Source organism: Leifsonia sp. 10L418, assembly GCF_056395445.1.
Genome location: NZ_JBFTJN010000001.1, coordinates 154,318 through 168,408, shown reverse-complemented (window position 1 = coordinate 168,408; position 14,091 = coordinate 154,318). Strand labels below are relative to the sequence as shown.

At 62.8% G+C, this 14,091-nt stretch carries 12 protein-coding genes; 6 read left to right on the top strand and 6 right to left on the bottom strand.

Going from position 1 to position 14,091, the window contains the following annotated elements; all coding sequences use genetic code 11:
• Positions 1–14: 14 nt before the first annotated feature.
• The 4 genes from AC1DCF_RS00755 to ctaD all read left to right on the top strand — a co-directional run bounded on the left by AC1DCF_RS00755 (position 15) and on the right by ctaD (position 5,253).
• Positions 15–1,355, top strand: a complete 1,341-nt coding sequence (locus AC1DCF_RS00755; protein ID WP_477209347.1) for a Dyp-type peroxidase — start codon at positions 15–17, stop codon at positions 1,353–1,355.
• A gap of 25 nt (positions 1,356–1,380) precedes the next feature.
• The gene (locus AC1DCF_RS00750; RefSeq protein WP_477209346.1) at positions 1,381–2,241 is read left to right on the top strand and encodes an enoyl-CoA hydratase/isomerase family protein; all 861 of its coding nucleotides are present in this window, start codon (positions 1,381–1,383) and stop codon (positions 2,239–2,241) included.
• Between the two features lie 40 nt (positions 2,242–2,281).
• Complete coding sequence (locus AC1DCF_RS00745) at positions 2,282–3,361, top strand: sulfite oxidase (protein ID WP_477209345.1); 1,080 nt, start codon at positions 2,282–2,284, stop codon at positions 3,359–3,361.
• A gap of 245 nt (positions 3,362–3,606) precedes the next feature.
• Positions 3,607–5,253, top strand: a complete 1,647-nt coding sequence (gene ctaD / locus AC1DCF_RS00740; RefSeq protein ID WP_477209810.1) for an aa3-type cytochrome oxidase subunit I — start codon at positions 3,607–3,609, stop codon at positions 5,251–5,253.
• A gap of 78 nt (positions 5,254–5,331) precedes the next feature.
• Here ctaD and AC1DCF_RS00735 read toward each other — a convergent pair whose 3' ends face one another.
• Entirely contained in the window at positions 5,332–5,868 is a 537-nt protein-coding gene (locus AC1DCF_RS00735; protein WP_477209344.1) for a helix-turn-helix domain-containing protein, read from the bottom strand.
• 363 nt (positions 5,869–6,231) lie between these two features.
• Here AC1DCF_RS00735 and AC1DCF_RS00730 point away from each other — a divergent pair, with 363 nt between their 5' ends.
• Entirely contained in the window at positions 6,232–7,908 is a 1,677-nt protein-coding gene (locus AC1DCF_RS00730; protein ID WP_477209343.1) for a phytoene desaturase family protein, read from the top strand.
• Positions 7,909–8,024: 116 nt separating this feature from the next.
• On the top strand, positions 8,025–8,429 hold the full coding sequence (locus tag AC1DCF_RS00725) for a RidA family protein (RefSeq protein ID WP_477209342.1): 405 nt from the start codon (positions 8,025–8,027) through the stop codon (positions 8,427–8,429).
• 138 nt (positions 8,430–8,567) lie between these two features.
• Here AC1DCF_RS00725 and AC1DCF_RS00720 read toward each other — a convergent pair whose 3' ends face one another.
• The 5 genes from AC1DCF_RS00720 to AC1DCF_RS00700 form a co-directional block, all read right to left on the bottom strand.
• Positions 8,568–9,896 (bottom strand): flavin monoamine oxidase family protein, encoded by a 1,329-nt coding sequence (locus tag AC1DCF_RS00720; protein ID WP_477209341.1) that lies wholly within the window; start codon positions 9,894–9,896, stop codon positions 8,568–8,570.
• Between the two features lie 87 nt (positions 9,897–9,983).
• A complete protein-coding gene (locus AC1DCF_RS00715) occupies positions 9,984–10,505 on the bottom strand; it encodes a flavodoxin family protein (protein WP_477209340.1) in 522 nt (173 codons plus the stop codon).
• A 61-nt stretch (positions 10,506–10,566) separates the two neighbouring features.
• A complete protein-coding gene (locus tag AC1DCF_RS00710; RefSeq protein WP_477209339.1) occupies positions 10,567–11,067 on the bottom strand; it encodes a universal stress protein in 501 nt (166 codons plus the stop codon).
• Between the two features lie 20 nt (positions 11,068–11,087).
• Positions 11,088–11,513, bottom strand: coding sequence for a pyridoxamine 5'-phosphate oxidase family protein (locus tag AC1DCF_RS00705; protein ID WP_477209338.1), 426 nt, complete (start codon positions 11,511–11,513; stop codon positions 11,088–11,090).
• A 111-nt stretch (positions 11,514–11,624) separates the two neighbouring features.
• Positions 11,625–14,027 (bottom strand): phosphoketolase family protein, encoded by a 2,403-nt coding sequence (locus tag AC1DCF_RS00700; protein ID WP_477209337.1) that lies wholly within the window; start codon positions 14,025–14,027, stop codon positions 11,625–11,627.
• Between the last annotated feature and the right edge of the window lie 64 nt (positions 14,028–14,091).

Genomic DNA, 14,091 nt, shown 5'->3' with positions numbered 1-14,091 from the left:
AAGGCGCATGATCGATGGCGGCCACGACAGGCGTAACCCTGGAGCTTGACGATATCCAGGCCGGCGCGTTGTACGAACGCCCCTCGCCATACGTCGGAACCTATCTCTTGCTTCGCATCGCGGACCGCGCTGACGGCCGTGAGCTCGTCCGGAGACTGCACCGAATCGTCAACCCCGCCGGAGCCGCCGACACCCCGGACAACACCTCGCTCACCGTCGCCTTCACCTACCCCGGGTTGAAGGCCCTTGGTGTGCCGCAAGCGTCACTGGATAGCTTCGCGCCGGAGTTCCGTCAGGGGATGGCAGCCCGTGCAGAAGTTTTGGGGGACGTCGGTGAGAGCGCCCCCGAGCACTGGGAGAAACCGCTCGGCACCGACGATGTGCATGTCGCGATCGCTGTGCTCTCCTCCGACGAGGAGCAGCTTCACGCTGCCGTCGAGAAGGCACGCAACGCCTTGGCCGAGCTTCCGGGGGTCGAGCTGGTCTGGCATCAGGACTGCTACCAGCTCGCCACCGGCCGCACCTCCTTTGGATTCAAAGACGGGATCAGTCAACCTGCCGTCGAGGGGAGCGGCCGACGCCCCAGCAATCCCCACGAGCGACCGCTCAAAGCCGGCGAGATCGTCTTGGGCTATCCCGATGAGACGGGGGAGCTGCCGCCGATGCCCACTCCAGAGGTGCTGGGCCGCAACGGCACCTACGTCGTGTTCCGAAAATTGCACACGAAGGTGGCGGCCTATCGGGCCTATCTTCGCACTAGGGCTGCGAGCCGCGAGGAGGAAGTCCTTCTCGGCGCGAAAATGGTCGGGCGCTGGCAGAGCGGTGCTCCGCTCGCGATCTCTCCCGAGCGAGACGACCCCGAACTCGGGAGCGACCCACTGCGCAACAACGACTTCCTCTTCGCCGATGACCCGCGCGGCTTCAAGTGCCCGGTGGGGGCACACGCCCGGAGGGCAAACCCACGCGACGCATTCGACCACGACGGCAGCGTGGATGTCCGGCTCCACCGGATGATCCGACGCGGCACGAGCTACGGACCGATGCTCCCCGACGGAGTGCTCGAGGACGACGGGATCGACCGCGGGATCGTCTTCGTCTTCGCCGGCGCCCACATCAAACGTCAGTTCGAGTTCGTGAAGACTCAGTGGCTGAACGATGGCATCTTTATCGGCGCTCCGCTTGAGTCCGACCCCCTGGTCGGACCTCACGACGAGTCGAGCGGCTTCACCATCCCGCAACGACCGATCCGGCGCAGGTTGCAGAACCTCCCACCCTTCGTGGTCACCCGTGGAGGCGAGTACTGCTTCGCCCCCAGCCTGCGGGCGCTGCGCTGGCTCGCCGAACTCGACACCTGACGAGTCCACACCCGAGAGGAGCATGATGAGCTCATCAAGCACAGACCGTTGGGCAGCACTCGACTTCGGCCCACCGGCGCCGGACGTCGAGGAGACCGAGGCACCCGTGCTGCTGGAATATCTCTCCAACGGTCGAGTTGCCCTGATCACCCTCAACCGGCCCCATGCCGACAACGCGATCACCACAGAGATGGGAGCCCTGCTGACCGACGTCGTCGAGGAGATAGCCGTTCGCACCGCGGTACGGGTCGTCATCCTGACGGGAGCCGGCGACCGCGCCTTCTCGGTCGGCAGTGACTTGCGGCAGCGCAAAGCCATGACCAAGGAGGACTGGCTGCGTCAACGCCAAGCTTTCGACCGCACCCTCTACACGGTTCGCCAGCTCCGTAAGCCGATCTTCGCCGCCGTCAACGGAATCGCCTACGGGGGAGGGTGTGAGCTCGCCCAGAGCACGGACTTCATCATCGCCTCGGCCAACGCGACCTTTGGCCAACCCGAAGCCATGCTCGGCCTGGCAGCCGGCGGAGGATCACCGGCCTTGCTGCCCCGTCTCCTGCCCCGCGGCAAGGCACTGCAGATGCTGATGACCGGCGATCCAATCACTGCCCAGGAGGCATACCGACTCGGCATGGTCAACGAACTCCACGATCCCGCCCAGTTGATGTCCGCAGCCCGGCAGATCGCCGACGAGATCGCTAGCAACTCGCCAACCGCCGTCCAGGCGGTGAAGCGCGCGGTTCACCTGGGCGAGGGTGAGCCGATCGAGCAGGCGATCGCAATCATGATGGACGCACACTGGCGCTCTGCTGTCCATCCCGACCGCGTCGAAGGCATCGGCGCCTTTAACGACGGCCGCGAACCGACCTTCAGCGACTCCGATTTTTGAGAGAGCCACAACGCGCTTGACCTGCCCCAAGGAGGCTGCCATGACCGCCGCTCATGATCTCGATGCCGCACGCGCTGCATTGGTGATGATCAACCCCGCGCCCTACAACGCCGAGGCGCCGCCAACGGCACTCGACGGTGAGATCACCCCCACCGAGCTCCACTACGTGCGAAGCAACTTTGCGGTGCCCGCTCACGACGGCACCTTGGAGATCGGTGGCGCGGTAGCGAATCCGACCATCCTGACGCTCGACGACCTGCGCGCGATGCCGGCACACGAGCACACGGTCACCCTTGAATGTGCAGGAAACGGCCGCCTGGCCATGAGACCCTTGCCGACCGGTGAACCCTGGGGTGACTTTGCCGTCTCCACGGCACGCTGGACTGGCGCGCTTCTCCACGAGGTGTTGGCGAAGGTCGCGCCAGCGGCGCAGGGGGTAGAAGTCCGCGCCCAGGGTGCCGACCACGGTCCCTACCACCTTCAGGCGATCCTCCCCGATACTGACCAGGACGACCTCACCTTTGTCCGGTCCCTGCCACTCGCACACGCCACAGACCCTGCGTCAGGAATCCTCATCGCTTATGAGATGAATGGGGAGCCTCTGGGTCCCGACCACGGCGCACCGTTCCGGTTGATCGTGCCCCACTGGTACGCCGTGGCGTCGGTGAAGTGGCTGAAGCGAATCGACGTGCTCACCGAGCCCTATGCCGGCGAGTTCCAGACCGGCCACTACATGTACGAGTGGCCAGACCGACCTCCTGAATCGGTGACCCTGATGCGGCCACGCGCCCGGATCACCGATCCAGCGCCAGGCTCCACCATCGGCCTGGGGGCATACACGGTCCGGGGAAAGGCCTGGTCGGGCAACGGCCCCATCACGCGCGTCGAGGTCAGTCTCACCGGAGAAGGTGACTGGTACCCGGCACAGCTGGAACCAGCCGGGAATGGATTCCACTGGCAGGACTGGACCTTCACCTGGGACACCAACAACGTTGGAAGACACACTCTGAGAGTCAGAGCGACCGACGCCGCCGGGAACGTGCAACCCGACCTTCCGCCGTGGAACCGGCTGGGCTACGGAAACAATGCCATCGAAGTCATCTACGTCGATCGCCGATGACCACACCAGCCTCCCCGCCGTTGCTCTTCGATGCAGACCGGCCTACCGTGTAGTACCAGATCCGATCAGCAATCAATCCGTGATCCGCACACGAGGTGACTGATGACTATCAGTGTTCTGCACGGCAACGAAGCCGAAAAGTGCAGCCTTGAACCCGCCCGAGACGGTCAACGATGAGTGTGGAAAGCGACGCCCCCTCCACCGCGGCCCCCATGCGGCCTGCGGCCAGCACGCCGTCGCGGGGAATGCGACCGGATGGCACAACCAAGCGGCGACACGTCGTCGAGTGGCTCACGACAACCGATCACAAGAAGATCGGTTACTTGTACCTGATCACGTCCTTCATCTATTTCAGTCTCGGCGGCGTGCTCGCGCTCATCATGCGCGCGCAACTCTTCGCTCCCGGTCTGTCCGTGCTGCAGACCAAAGAGCAGTACAACCAGATGTTCACGATGCACGGCACGATCATGCTGCTGATGTTCGCGACACCTCTCTTCGCGGGTTTCGCCAACGTGCTCATGCCATTGCAGATCGGCGCACCCGACGTTGTGTTCCCGCGTCTGAACGCGTTGGCCTACTGGCTTTATAACTTCGGGAGCCTCATCGCCGTCGCCGGATTCCTCACCCCGCAAGGCGCTGCGTCATTCGGATGGACGGGGTACGCCCCTCTGTCCAGCACGACATTCTCGCCGGGCGTCGGTAGCAATCTCTGGGCAATCGGCCTTGCCCTGAGCGGATTCAGTACCATTCTCGGTTCGGTGAACTTCATCACCACGATCATCACGATGCGAGCCCCCGGGATGACCATGTTCCGCCTGCCGATCTTCACCTGGAACATCCTGATCACCTCGATCATGGTGATCATCGCCTTTCCCGTGCTGGCGGCAGCGCTCCTCGCCCTCGCCGCCGACCGCGTCTTCAACGCCCATATCTACGACCCGGCGAATGGCGGCGCCCTGCTCTGGCAACACCTCTTCTGGTTCTTCGGGCATCCGGAGGTGTACATCATCGCGTTGCCGTTCTTCGGCATCATTTCCGAAGTCTTACCGGTGTTCAGCCGCAAGCCGATCTTCGGGTACAAGACCCTCGTCTACGCCACGATCGCCATTGCCTCGCTGTCCATCACTGTCTGGGCACACCACATGTTCGTCACCGGTTCGGTGCTGCTCCCGTTCTTCTCCGTGATGACGATGCTCATTGCCGTTCCGACCGGTGTGAAGATCTTCAACTGGATCGGAACCATGTGGCGTGGTTCCGTCACCTTCGAAACCCCGATGCTCTGGGCGATCGGCTTCTTGGTCACGTTTACCTTCGGTGGTCTAACCGGTGTCATCCTCGCTTCGCCGCCGCTCGACTTCCACGTGTCAGACACCTACTTCGTTGTCGCCCACTTCCACTATGTGGTGTTCGGTACCGTCGTGTTCGCGATGTTCAGCGGGTTCTACTTCTGGTGGCCGAAATGGACCGGCCGGATGCTCAATGAGCGTCTGGGCAAGTGGCACTTCTGGTTGCTGTTCATCGGCTTCCACACCACTTTCCTGATTCAACACTGGCTCGGAGTTGTCGGGATGCCGCGACGTTACGCGACCTATACGGCCGACGACGGTTTTACCTGGATGAACGAGCTATCGACGGTCGGGTCGGCGATCCTTGCCGTGTCGATGATCCCGTTTCTACTGAACGTGTACATCACCGCCCGGAAGGCTCCCCGCGTCATCGTCAATGATCCGTGGGGACACGGCCGGTCGCTGGAGTGGGCCACCTCGTGCCCTCCGCCGCGACACAACTTCACGTCGGTTCCGCAGATCCGCAGCGAGGCTCCCGCGTTCGACCTGAATCATCCCGAGACAGTCGCGCGTTCACGCAGTCAACAGGCCCCTCCAGTCGTCTGACCGACCTTCAACGCGAGGGAACCGTTCAGATGTACTGGAACCGTCTCGGCCGAGCGAGCCCTCGTCGGGCTCAGCTAGCTAAGGGGTTGGCGGGTTCACCGCAAGGATGAATTCAACAGGGTGCGTGCCGTTGTTGATGTACTGATGGGGTTGACGGGAGTCGACGGTAATGGCGTCCCCGGCTGCGAGGATATGGGCGCCGTCCCCGACGACAACGGTCAATGTGCCCTGCAACACATAGGCACATTCAAGCGCTTCATGTGACCATGGCTCGTCACTGGACGTCTCACCGGGACCGAGCAACCCCTTGAGGAATTCCAGCTGTCCATTGCCGGGCGCTAGTCGCTCGTACTGGATATGCCCTTTGGGAGAGCTGATCCTCGAGCGCTCTCCCTCGTGGCTGACATGAACCACGGGAAAGGATTCCTCTTCGAAGAGAGTCGAAATCGACTGCCCGAAAACACCGGCAAGCAAACGAAGGGACCTCAGGCTTGGCTCGGTCACCCCACGCTCGATCTGGCTCAACATCGTTGGCGACAGCCCGGTTTCCCCCGAAAGACTCCGCAGGCTCATGCCTCGAGCCGACCGCAATGCCTTCAATCTCGCTCCAACCATGATGCCAACTTACACTCTCACTGCACGCTCCTGTAGAGGTTGAGCGTACAGGCCTGCTCCGCACCGATCATTCTGAGTCAAAGGAATGACGGCGAGCATCCAAGAATGCCCGCAATCTAGATGTATAGCACCTCTTTCACGATGACGTCACATGACCGCGACCCGTCAATCTTGTGCAGTCCTATTGCATGTTTTGGGTGGAGTGTAGATACTGAGTGCACAGTCGAGAGGTTCGACCTACATCGGCCAAAGCGGACCCGGGAACGGGCCGCAGTCGGCCATATCCGCGGGATGTGGCCGACTACCCTGCAACGCCGAAAACAATTGTCAAACGCTTTTCGATACAACAGTTCAGGAGCTCAAATGCAGTCTTTCGATGTGGTCGTTATCGGCGCTGGTATCCAAGGTCTGGTTGCTGCGGCCGTTCTCGCCGATGCAGGTCGCACGGTGCTCGTGCTGGAGCAGTCCGACGAGGTAGGGGGCTGCGTAAAGAGCGGCGAGGTGACGCTTCCGGGGTATGTTCACGACTTGTATGCGATGAGCATGAACCTCTTCGTGGGCTCCCCGTTCTACGCCAAGTATGGAACGGAACTTCGCGGGTTGGGACTCGACTTCGTCACCGCCGCGCATCCGTATGCCTCGGCGTTCCCCGATGGGACCAGCCTGCGGGTGAGTACTGATGAGAGCGAAACGACCAAGATGTGGGAGGACCACTCTGCCGCGGATGCCAAGGGGTGGGAAACGCTGGGCAGGCTCTACGACGACTTCACCCGGGTGTACTTCCCGCTGTATGTGAGCCCGCTACCTTCAAAGTCGCTGTTCACGGCACTTCGCGCGGCATGGGTCATTCGAAAAACCACCACGCTTGCCGAACTAGCGCCCTTGATGCTGTCCTCGACGAGAGGTTTTGGCGACAAGTACTTCTCCACCCCGGAGGCCAAGTCGCTCGCTGCGGCATGGGGAATGCATCTAGATTTCGGACCAGACATCGGATCGGGGGCGCTCTTCCCGCTTTTGGAACTCTATGGAAACATGCGCGGCGGAATGAGCGTCGTGAAGGGAGGCGCCGCGAAACTGCCGGCGGCAATCGCCAGTCTCGTGCGGGCTCGCGGAGGAATCATCCGCACCGGAGCCGACGTGACGCAGGTTCTCACGGACATCAACGGTGTAACCGGGGTGCGGCTGTCCTCCGGAGAAGAGATTGCCGTCGCGCACGGAGTCATTGCCACGACGCCGGTGCCCCTCGTGGTGAACCGTCTCCTCAGTGAGCAACGAGTGCCCGCTTCGATGACCGCGGCCGCCGACAACTATAGGTTCGGCCCTGGAACGTTCATGATGCACTTGGCATTGGACGGACCCATCCCCTGGACGGATCCGCGCCTTGAGCACGTCGCGTACGTGCATCTTGGTCCCTACGTTGACGACATGGCCCGAACCTACCAGCAGGCGATGGCTGGGACGCTGCCAGATGAGCCATTGCTCGTCATTGGACAGGCAAGTGCCGTTGACCCGAGTCGTGTCGAAAAGCCTGGCCACCACACCGCGTGGGTTGAGGTTCGAATGGTCCCCGCCGACATCCGGTCTGACGCAGCCGGATCACTGGCTGGAAGGACATGGGAGGAAGCCCGCACCGAGTTTTCTGAACGAATCATCGACAAACTTGCCCGCTACGCGCCCGAGATCAGGGAACGCATCCTGCACTCGGTGTCGTTGACTCCAGATGATCTCGAGAAAGCGAATCCCAACCTGGTCGGAGGGGACTCCGTGAGTGGAAGCCACCACCAAAACCAGCTGTTCGGCATGCGGCCGTCCCTGGGCCTCGCTCGCTACTCCACTCCCGTCGACGGCCTCTACATTTCGGGGGCGGCAACGTGGCCTGGCGGAGGGGTCAATACCATTTCTGGTCAGCTCGCCGCCGAACGGTTGCTCGGCGACACCCCTCAAGGCGGGCGACGATTCGCAGCTCGAGCGCTGCGTTCAATTGCGAAATCCGCGCGCCGAGCTCGAATGAAGAGAAGCGTGCCTGTCCCCGTGAACTAGTCGCGGACCATGGGCGGCGACGCCCGGTAGTGCCGACCGCCTGTGGTCGATCTCCAGGAACCAGATCAAGTCTTCCCGTTTGCCCTCTTTGACCACATCTACAGAAAGAGAACACGATGTCAGCACGCGTATTGATCAGCCCACCGGAGATGCATCCTGCCCCCGGGTTCAACCACATAGCCATAGCCGACGTGGGCCGCGTCGCGTACATTGCCGGCCAGGTCGCACTCGCTCCCGACTTCAGCATCATTGGGCCGGGGGATCTCGCTGAACAGACACGTGCTGCCATGCGCAACGTGGAACTTGCATTGAATGCAATCGGCGCAACGTGGCAGGACGTCGTCCGGCGAACCATCTACACGCTGACGCCCACCGAATACGCGACCATCACAAGTGCCATCGAAGAAATCCAGGGCTCTCAGGTACACCCCGCGCAAACCATTGTCGGAGTGACTGGGCTGGCAATTGAGGGCCTACTCATTGAGATAGAGGTGACGGTGGCACTCAACAGCCATTCCTAATCGCGCCGTCCTCGGACTCCTGACGTCTGCGCAGCGAAGCACGATCGCGCGCGGGTCCTCGGATGGTGCCGCGCGAAGTCCCGCGGCACCATCCGAGGACTCCAGACCTACGCAGAAGCCTGGCCGATCGCCAGCTTGTCAGTCGTGCGCCCACACCTGGTCGATCGGGATGTCCCGCTGCAGGATGTTCGATGCCGCCCGGTGGCCGGAGTACAACGCTGCAGGTACCGTCGCCGGGTCGTCCGTCCAGGTCGCCTCCCCGGCGAGGTGGAGCACTCCACCGACTGGGGTTGCAAGGTCGTCGTGGTCGGCCGTCGTCGATCCGACCGTCATGAACGCGTACGAACCGCGAGCGAACGGATCGTCCTGCCACGCGGTCCTGTGCACAGCAGTTGGGCGCTCGACGCGATCGCCGTAGAGCCGCCGCAGCTGCGCAAGGATCGACTCGACGACCCGCTCGTCATCCCAATTGCGCGTGTCTTGCGCCGCCGGTCCCGCGGCGAAGGTCAGCAGCGTGGGTGTTCCGTGCAGAGGCGTGAGGTCGTACCAGGAATGCCACCAGCGGCTTTCGGGGCCCTGCTGCCGGATCGCGTAGACGTCGTCGTCCCAGAATGTGGACGGGAACCGCAGAAAGACCTTCTCGAAAGCGTTCATCTCAAGCCGGCCCAGGGCGCCGATCAGGGGTTCGGGAAGTGGGGGTTCAATAACGAAGTCATCTGACTGAAGCACCCCGATCGGCACCGTCACCACGACGCTGCCAGCCGTCAGCGTGCCATGGTTCGTCGTCGCTGCCACACCTTCGGCTGACCATCGCACATGGGAGACGACGTGCTCGAGGCGCACGTCGAGCCCTGCCGCGAGGCGTGCGGGAAGGCGGTCGTATCCATCGGGAAACACCACCTCGTCGCCGTCGACAGAGTCGTCATCGAGACCGTGCGCGGCGAGATCCTCAATCCACGCACCATACTGCTCCTCCGTACGGTGTTCCAGGAATTCGCGAACTCGCTCGACGCGGTCGGGGCCCCAGCTCTGGGCGGCGAGGGCCGTCTCTGTCACGTCGCGATACGAGGCATCCGTATCCGAGGCCGCGATGGCTTTCGAAAGCGTGGCATCGACTGCCCGGATGTCGTCTGCGAATTGCTGTGCGGCAGCATCCGCAAGGCGCTTCCCATCAGGACCGTAGTAAGCGATCGGCCGACTGTCCGGCTGGTACCCGCCGACAGAGAACTCCACGGTACTCATCCCGAATGCCTCCGCTGCCCGACTGACCGGGTCGTCGGTGACGCCGTGGATCCAGGATGCGCCGAGGTCAGTGACGAGGCCGTCGCTGCGATCCGTCCAGACCCGCCCGCCCACGCGGTCGCGAGCCTCGAGCACGACGACGTGACGGCCGGCCTTCGCCAGCAGCCGGGCGGCGGTGAGTCCGGCCACCCCTGCGCCGATCACGATTGTCTCGAAATGATCCATCCCGTACCGTTCCCTCAAGCGTCCACCCGACATGTGCGCTCCGACACTATCGGGGACTGCCGCTCCTGTGCGAAACGGCCGTTGGAGTCAGGGCAAACCGTTCACGGTCGCCGACGTCGCCTTCGCAACGTCGCGTCCCCACTGCTCGGCACGGTCGAGTTCTCCGTCGATGAGTGGTCCCTCATATCCGTGCACGTGAAATGACTTCTGCTTGACCACAATGTCGAAGCCGAGTTCCTTGAGTTCCCGCTTGGCGGCCTTGGCTGCTGATCCGGGCAACCGAGGCGCGTTCACCCGGGTATCAAATGTGGTCGCCGCAATCGCACGACCGGGTGGGGTGAGCGCAACGAGCCATTCCCGAATTCCGCGTTCCGGGGCTCGAGGGGCTCCGCGCTCGGTGACCGCACCCTCGCGCGTGGAGGAACGCGTCATTGAGAATGCATGAGTCGGCCCCCCGACAACGACCAGGTCATAGGCGTTCACGACATTCGGCGCCGTCTCAGAATCCATGACGTCGACGTTGAACGTACCGCGCAATCCGGTGGCGATGGCGCGAGCAACCTGCTCGGTGTTGCCCCAGATCGTTTCGTAAACCACGAGTGCCTGCATGACGCCCCAATCATTGGATGTGACGTCAGACTAGGTCGAGGCATCTCAGCAAGCAAACCACTCAGCGCACCAGTCGCGTGCCTTCAGCGTCTCTTTTGGGTTGGCGTGTGGAGCGGTCGCCCGGAACCACGAGCACAGGACAATGCGCGTGTTCGGCACATTGCGCGCTCACCGAACCGATCAGCAGCCCGGTGATACCGCCGAACCCTCGGCTCCCCACAACGATGAGATCGGCGGAGGAACTCCGAGCGATGAGTACGTCTGCCGGAGATCCCTCGTGAATCGCGGTGGTGAACCAGCCCGGCCAGGTCGACCCGAAAACGGTGTCGCCAACCTGGTTCACAATCTGTTGGGCAGCCTCATCGGGGTGCCACGCAACAGGGAGAGGGGAGTAAGAGACAGGAAAGCTCCAGACGCAGATCGCCTCAACGGTCGACCCGAACGTCTGCGCGAGGCCGATGGCGTGGCGCAGGGCCTTGAGCGATCCCTCGGAACCGTCGACCCCGACAACGATTCGTGAATAGTCGTTGGGCTGGCCGGCCGAGTTCTGAATCTCGTTCATGGTGTCGACCAGTGGTCGAATTAGAACCGCTCGGGCTCGGGCCCCAACACGAAACGGCGACCAAAAAGCTCCTGCGGAGTGATCTCGACGTAGATGTACTTCAGTGTGGGAATGAGCGGACGCAGGGGAAGCTCATCGGCCGCATCGATCTCAGCTCGTTTTTCAAGAACTCGAGCGGTGCCCTTCACGACAACGCTCCAGGCTTCCTCACGTCCGACGCCGTCGGTTTCGAAAGCAATGCGGTCATTCACCGTGAGTTCCAGCAACTTCGAACCTTCCGCGGTGCGAAAGTAGAGCTTTCGGTCAGCGGCCACGAAGTTCACCGGGAAGATGTCGGGTTCATTGGCGACGCTCACGGCGAGACGACCCAGACTTGATGAGAGGAGCAGCTCCCAACATTCGTCTTCATTGAGATGTTCGATCGGGTATTGATCGTCGATGTCCATGTTTCATGGTCCCACTTCGTTACTCAGAACACGATCCCCATTCTTGGATGAGAAGGGTTCAGGCACGCCGGCCCGGGCCCGGGTATACGCCCGCTCAGGCCGAAGCCTCGGTTAAGCCTCAGGGGGCGTCCAGACCCAATCGCGAATTTCGGGCAGATCTTCAAGATGCTCCCGGATGTAGTCGTGGTGCAGAGCGAGCATCCGTTCACAATGCTCGACGAGAGCGGCAGCGCCGTCGAACTGACCTGACACGCGGTGGAGTGCCTCCAGCGTGAGGTGGAATCTGCTCATCCGGTTGACAACCACCATGTCGAACGGCGTTGTCGTCGTGCCCTGTTCGTTGTATCCGCGCACGTGAAAGCGCTCGGGGCCCGGCCTGCCGTGGAGCAGCTGGTGGAAGGCCCGCGCGTATCCGTGCCAGGCGACAACGACATCGCTGTCGGCGGTGAAGAGCCGCTGGAAGGCTTCGTCGGCGAGTCCGTGCGGATGCACGTCGCGTGGGGGGAGCACGAGCAAGTCCATGACGTTGACCACTCGCACGGTCAGGTCGGGCACATAGCGTTGGAGCAGCCAAGCAGCGGCCAGCGTCTCTTCTGTCGGTACATCTCCGGCGCACGCCAGCACGATATCGGGCTCGGCCGTCTCGTTTTCGCCGGCCTCGCTTGCTGCTTCGTTGCCGGCCCACTCCCAGATCGACGCTCCCGCCGCAGCATGCGCCCGCGCCGCCTCGATCGACAAATATTGAGGATGCGACTGCTTGTCGACGACGAGCAGGTTCACGTAGTTGCGACTTTCGAGCACATGCGCGGCCGCCGCCAGCAAAGTGTTCGCGTCCGGCGGCAGGTAGACCCGCACGACCGACCCCGACAACGAGAGAGCGGTATCGATCAGGCCCGGACCTTGGTGACTGAAGCCGTTGTGATCGTTGCGCCAACAGGTCGATGTGAGCAGGATGTTGAGGCTCGGAACCGGCCTCCGCCAGGGGAGTTCCTGCGCATGTTGCAACCATTTCGCATGCTGTACGGTCATGGAGGCGCTGACCATCGCGAACGCCTCGTAGGTGGCGAACAGACCGTGCCGCCCGGTGAGCAGGTAGCCTTCCAGCCAGCCCTGGCAGAGATGCTCCGAGAGCACCTCCATCACCCGCCCCTCCGGTGAGATTTTCTCGCCGCCATCCTCAGCTGACTCCATCAGCGCGCGGTCGGTGACCTCGAATACGGCGCCCAGGCGGTTGCTATTGGTTTCGTCGGGGCAGAAGAGTCTGAATCGCGGATCGGTTGCCGTCTCGGAGTAGATGTCGCGCAGAAGCTCGCCGAGGGGGCGCGTGCTTTCATGCTTGGTGGAACCGGGGGTGCCGACTGTGACGGCATACTCGTCGATCGGCGGCTGCACGAGCTCGGCGACGTCGGGGCCACCGTTTGCGAAGGGGCTCGCGCCCATCCGCAGCATGCCGCGGGGTGCGAGTGCTTCGAGTTCGGGGACGAGGCGACCTGAGCTGTCGAATAAGGACTCCGGCTCATACGAGCGCAGCCACGCCTCCAGTTGTGCCAGGTGTTCAGGATTCTCTCTCACCCCGGAGAGGGGAACCTGATGCGAGCGGAATGTGCCCTCCACCTGCACGCCGTCCACTTTCGACGGGCCCGTCCACCCTTTCGGCGTGCGCAGGATGATCGCCGGCCACCGCTCAGGACCGGATGCGCCGTGCTCACGCGCCTGTGCCTGAATCCCGCGGATCTCCGTGTAGGCCCTCTCGAGAGCCACGGCGAAATCGGAATGCACGACCAGCGGATCGTCGCCGGCCACGATGAACGGATTCCATCCGTGGGCGGCCAGCAGCGCGGCGACGTCGGAATCCGATTGACGGCCGAGCACGGTCGGTCCCGAGATCTTGTGCCCGTTGAGATGAAGAATGGGAAGCACGGCGCCGTCATGCGCGGGATTGAGAAAAGCGGGAGCCTTCCACGACGCGGCGAGCGGCCCGGTTTCGGCCTCACCATCGCCGACCACACAGGCGACAATCAGATCGGGGTTGTCCAGTGCCGCGCCCGTCGCATGCGCCAACGAATAGCCCAACTCGCCGCCCTCGTGGATCGAACCGGGAGTTTGCGGTCCGACATGACTCGGGATGCCGCCAGGGGTCGAGAACTGGCGGATCAGACGGCGCAGTCCTGCTGCATCCTTGCTGACCTCCGGATAGATCTCGGAGTACGTTCCCTCGAGGTAGACGTTCGCGACGATCGCCGGCCCACCGTGTCCGGGCCCAGCGACGTAGAGCACCTGAGCACCGGTGCGTTGGATCAGGCGGTTGAGGTGCACGTAGATCAGCGACAGCCCGGGACTCGTGCCCCAATGGCCGAGCAGGCGCGGCTTGATCTGCTCCGCCGTGAGAGGTTCTCGCAGTAGCGCGTTCTCCTGGAGATAGATCTGCGCCACCGTGAGGTAGTTTGCCGCGTTCCAGTACTGATTGATCAGTTGCAACTCGTCAGGGGACATCCGAGTGATCGAACCGTTCATGCGGGCCTTCATCCTGCAGAACTCACTCTGCGTCATCGGTTCCGGTAGTTGTCGCGCTCGGTCG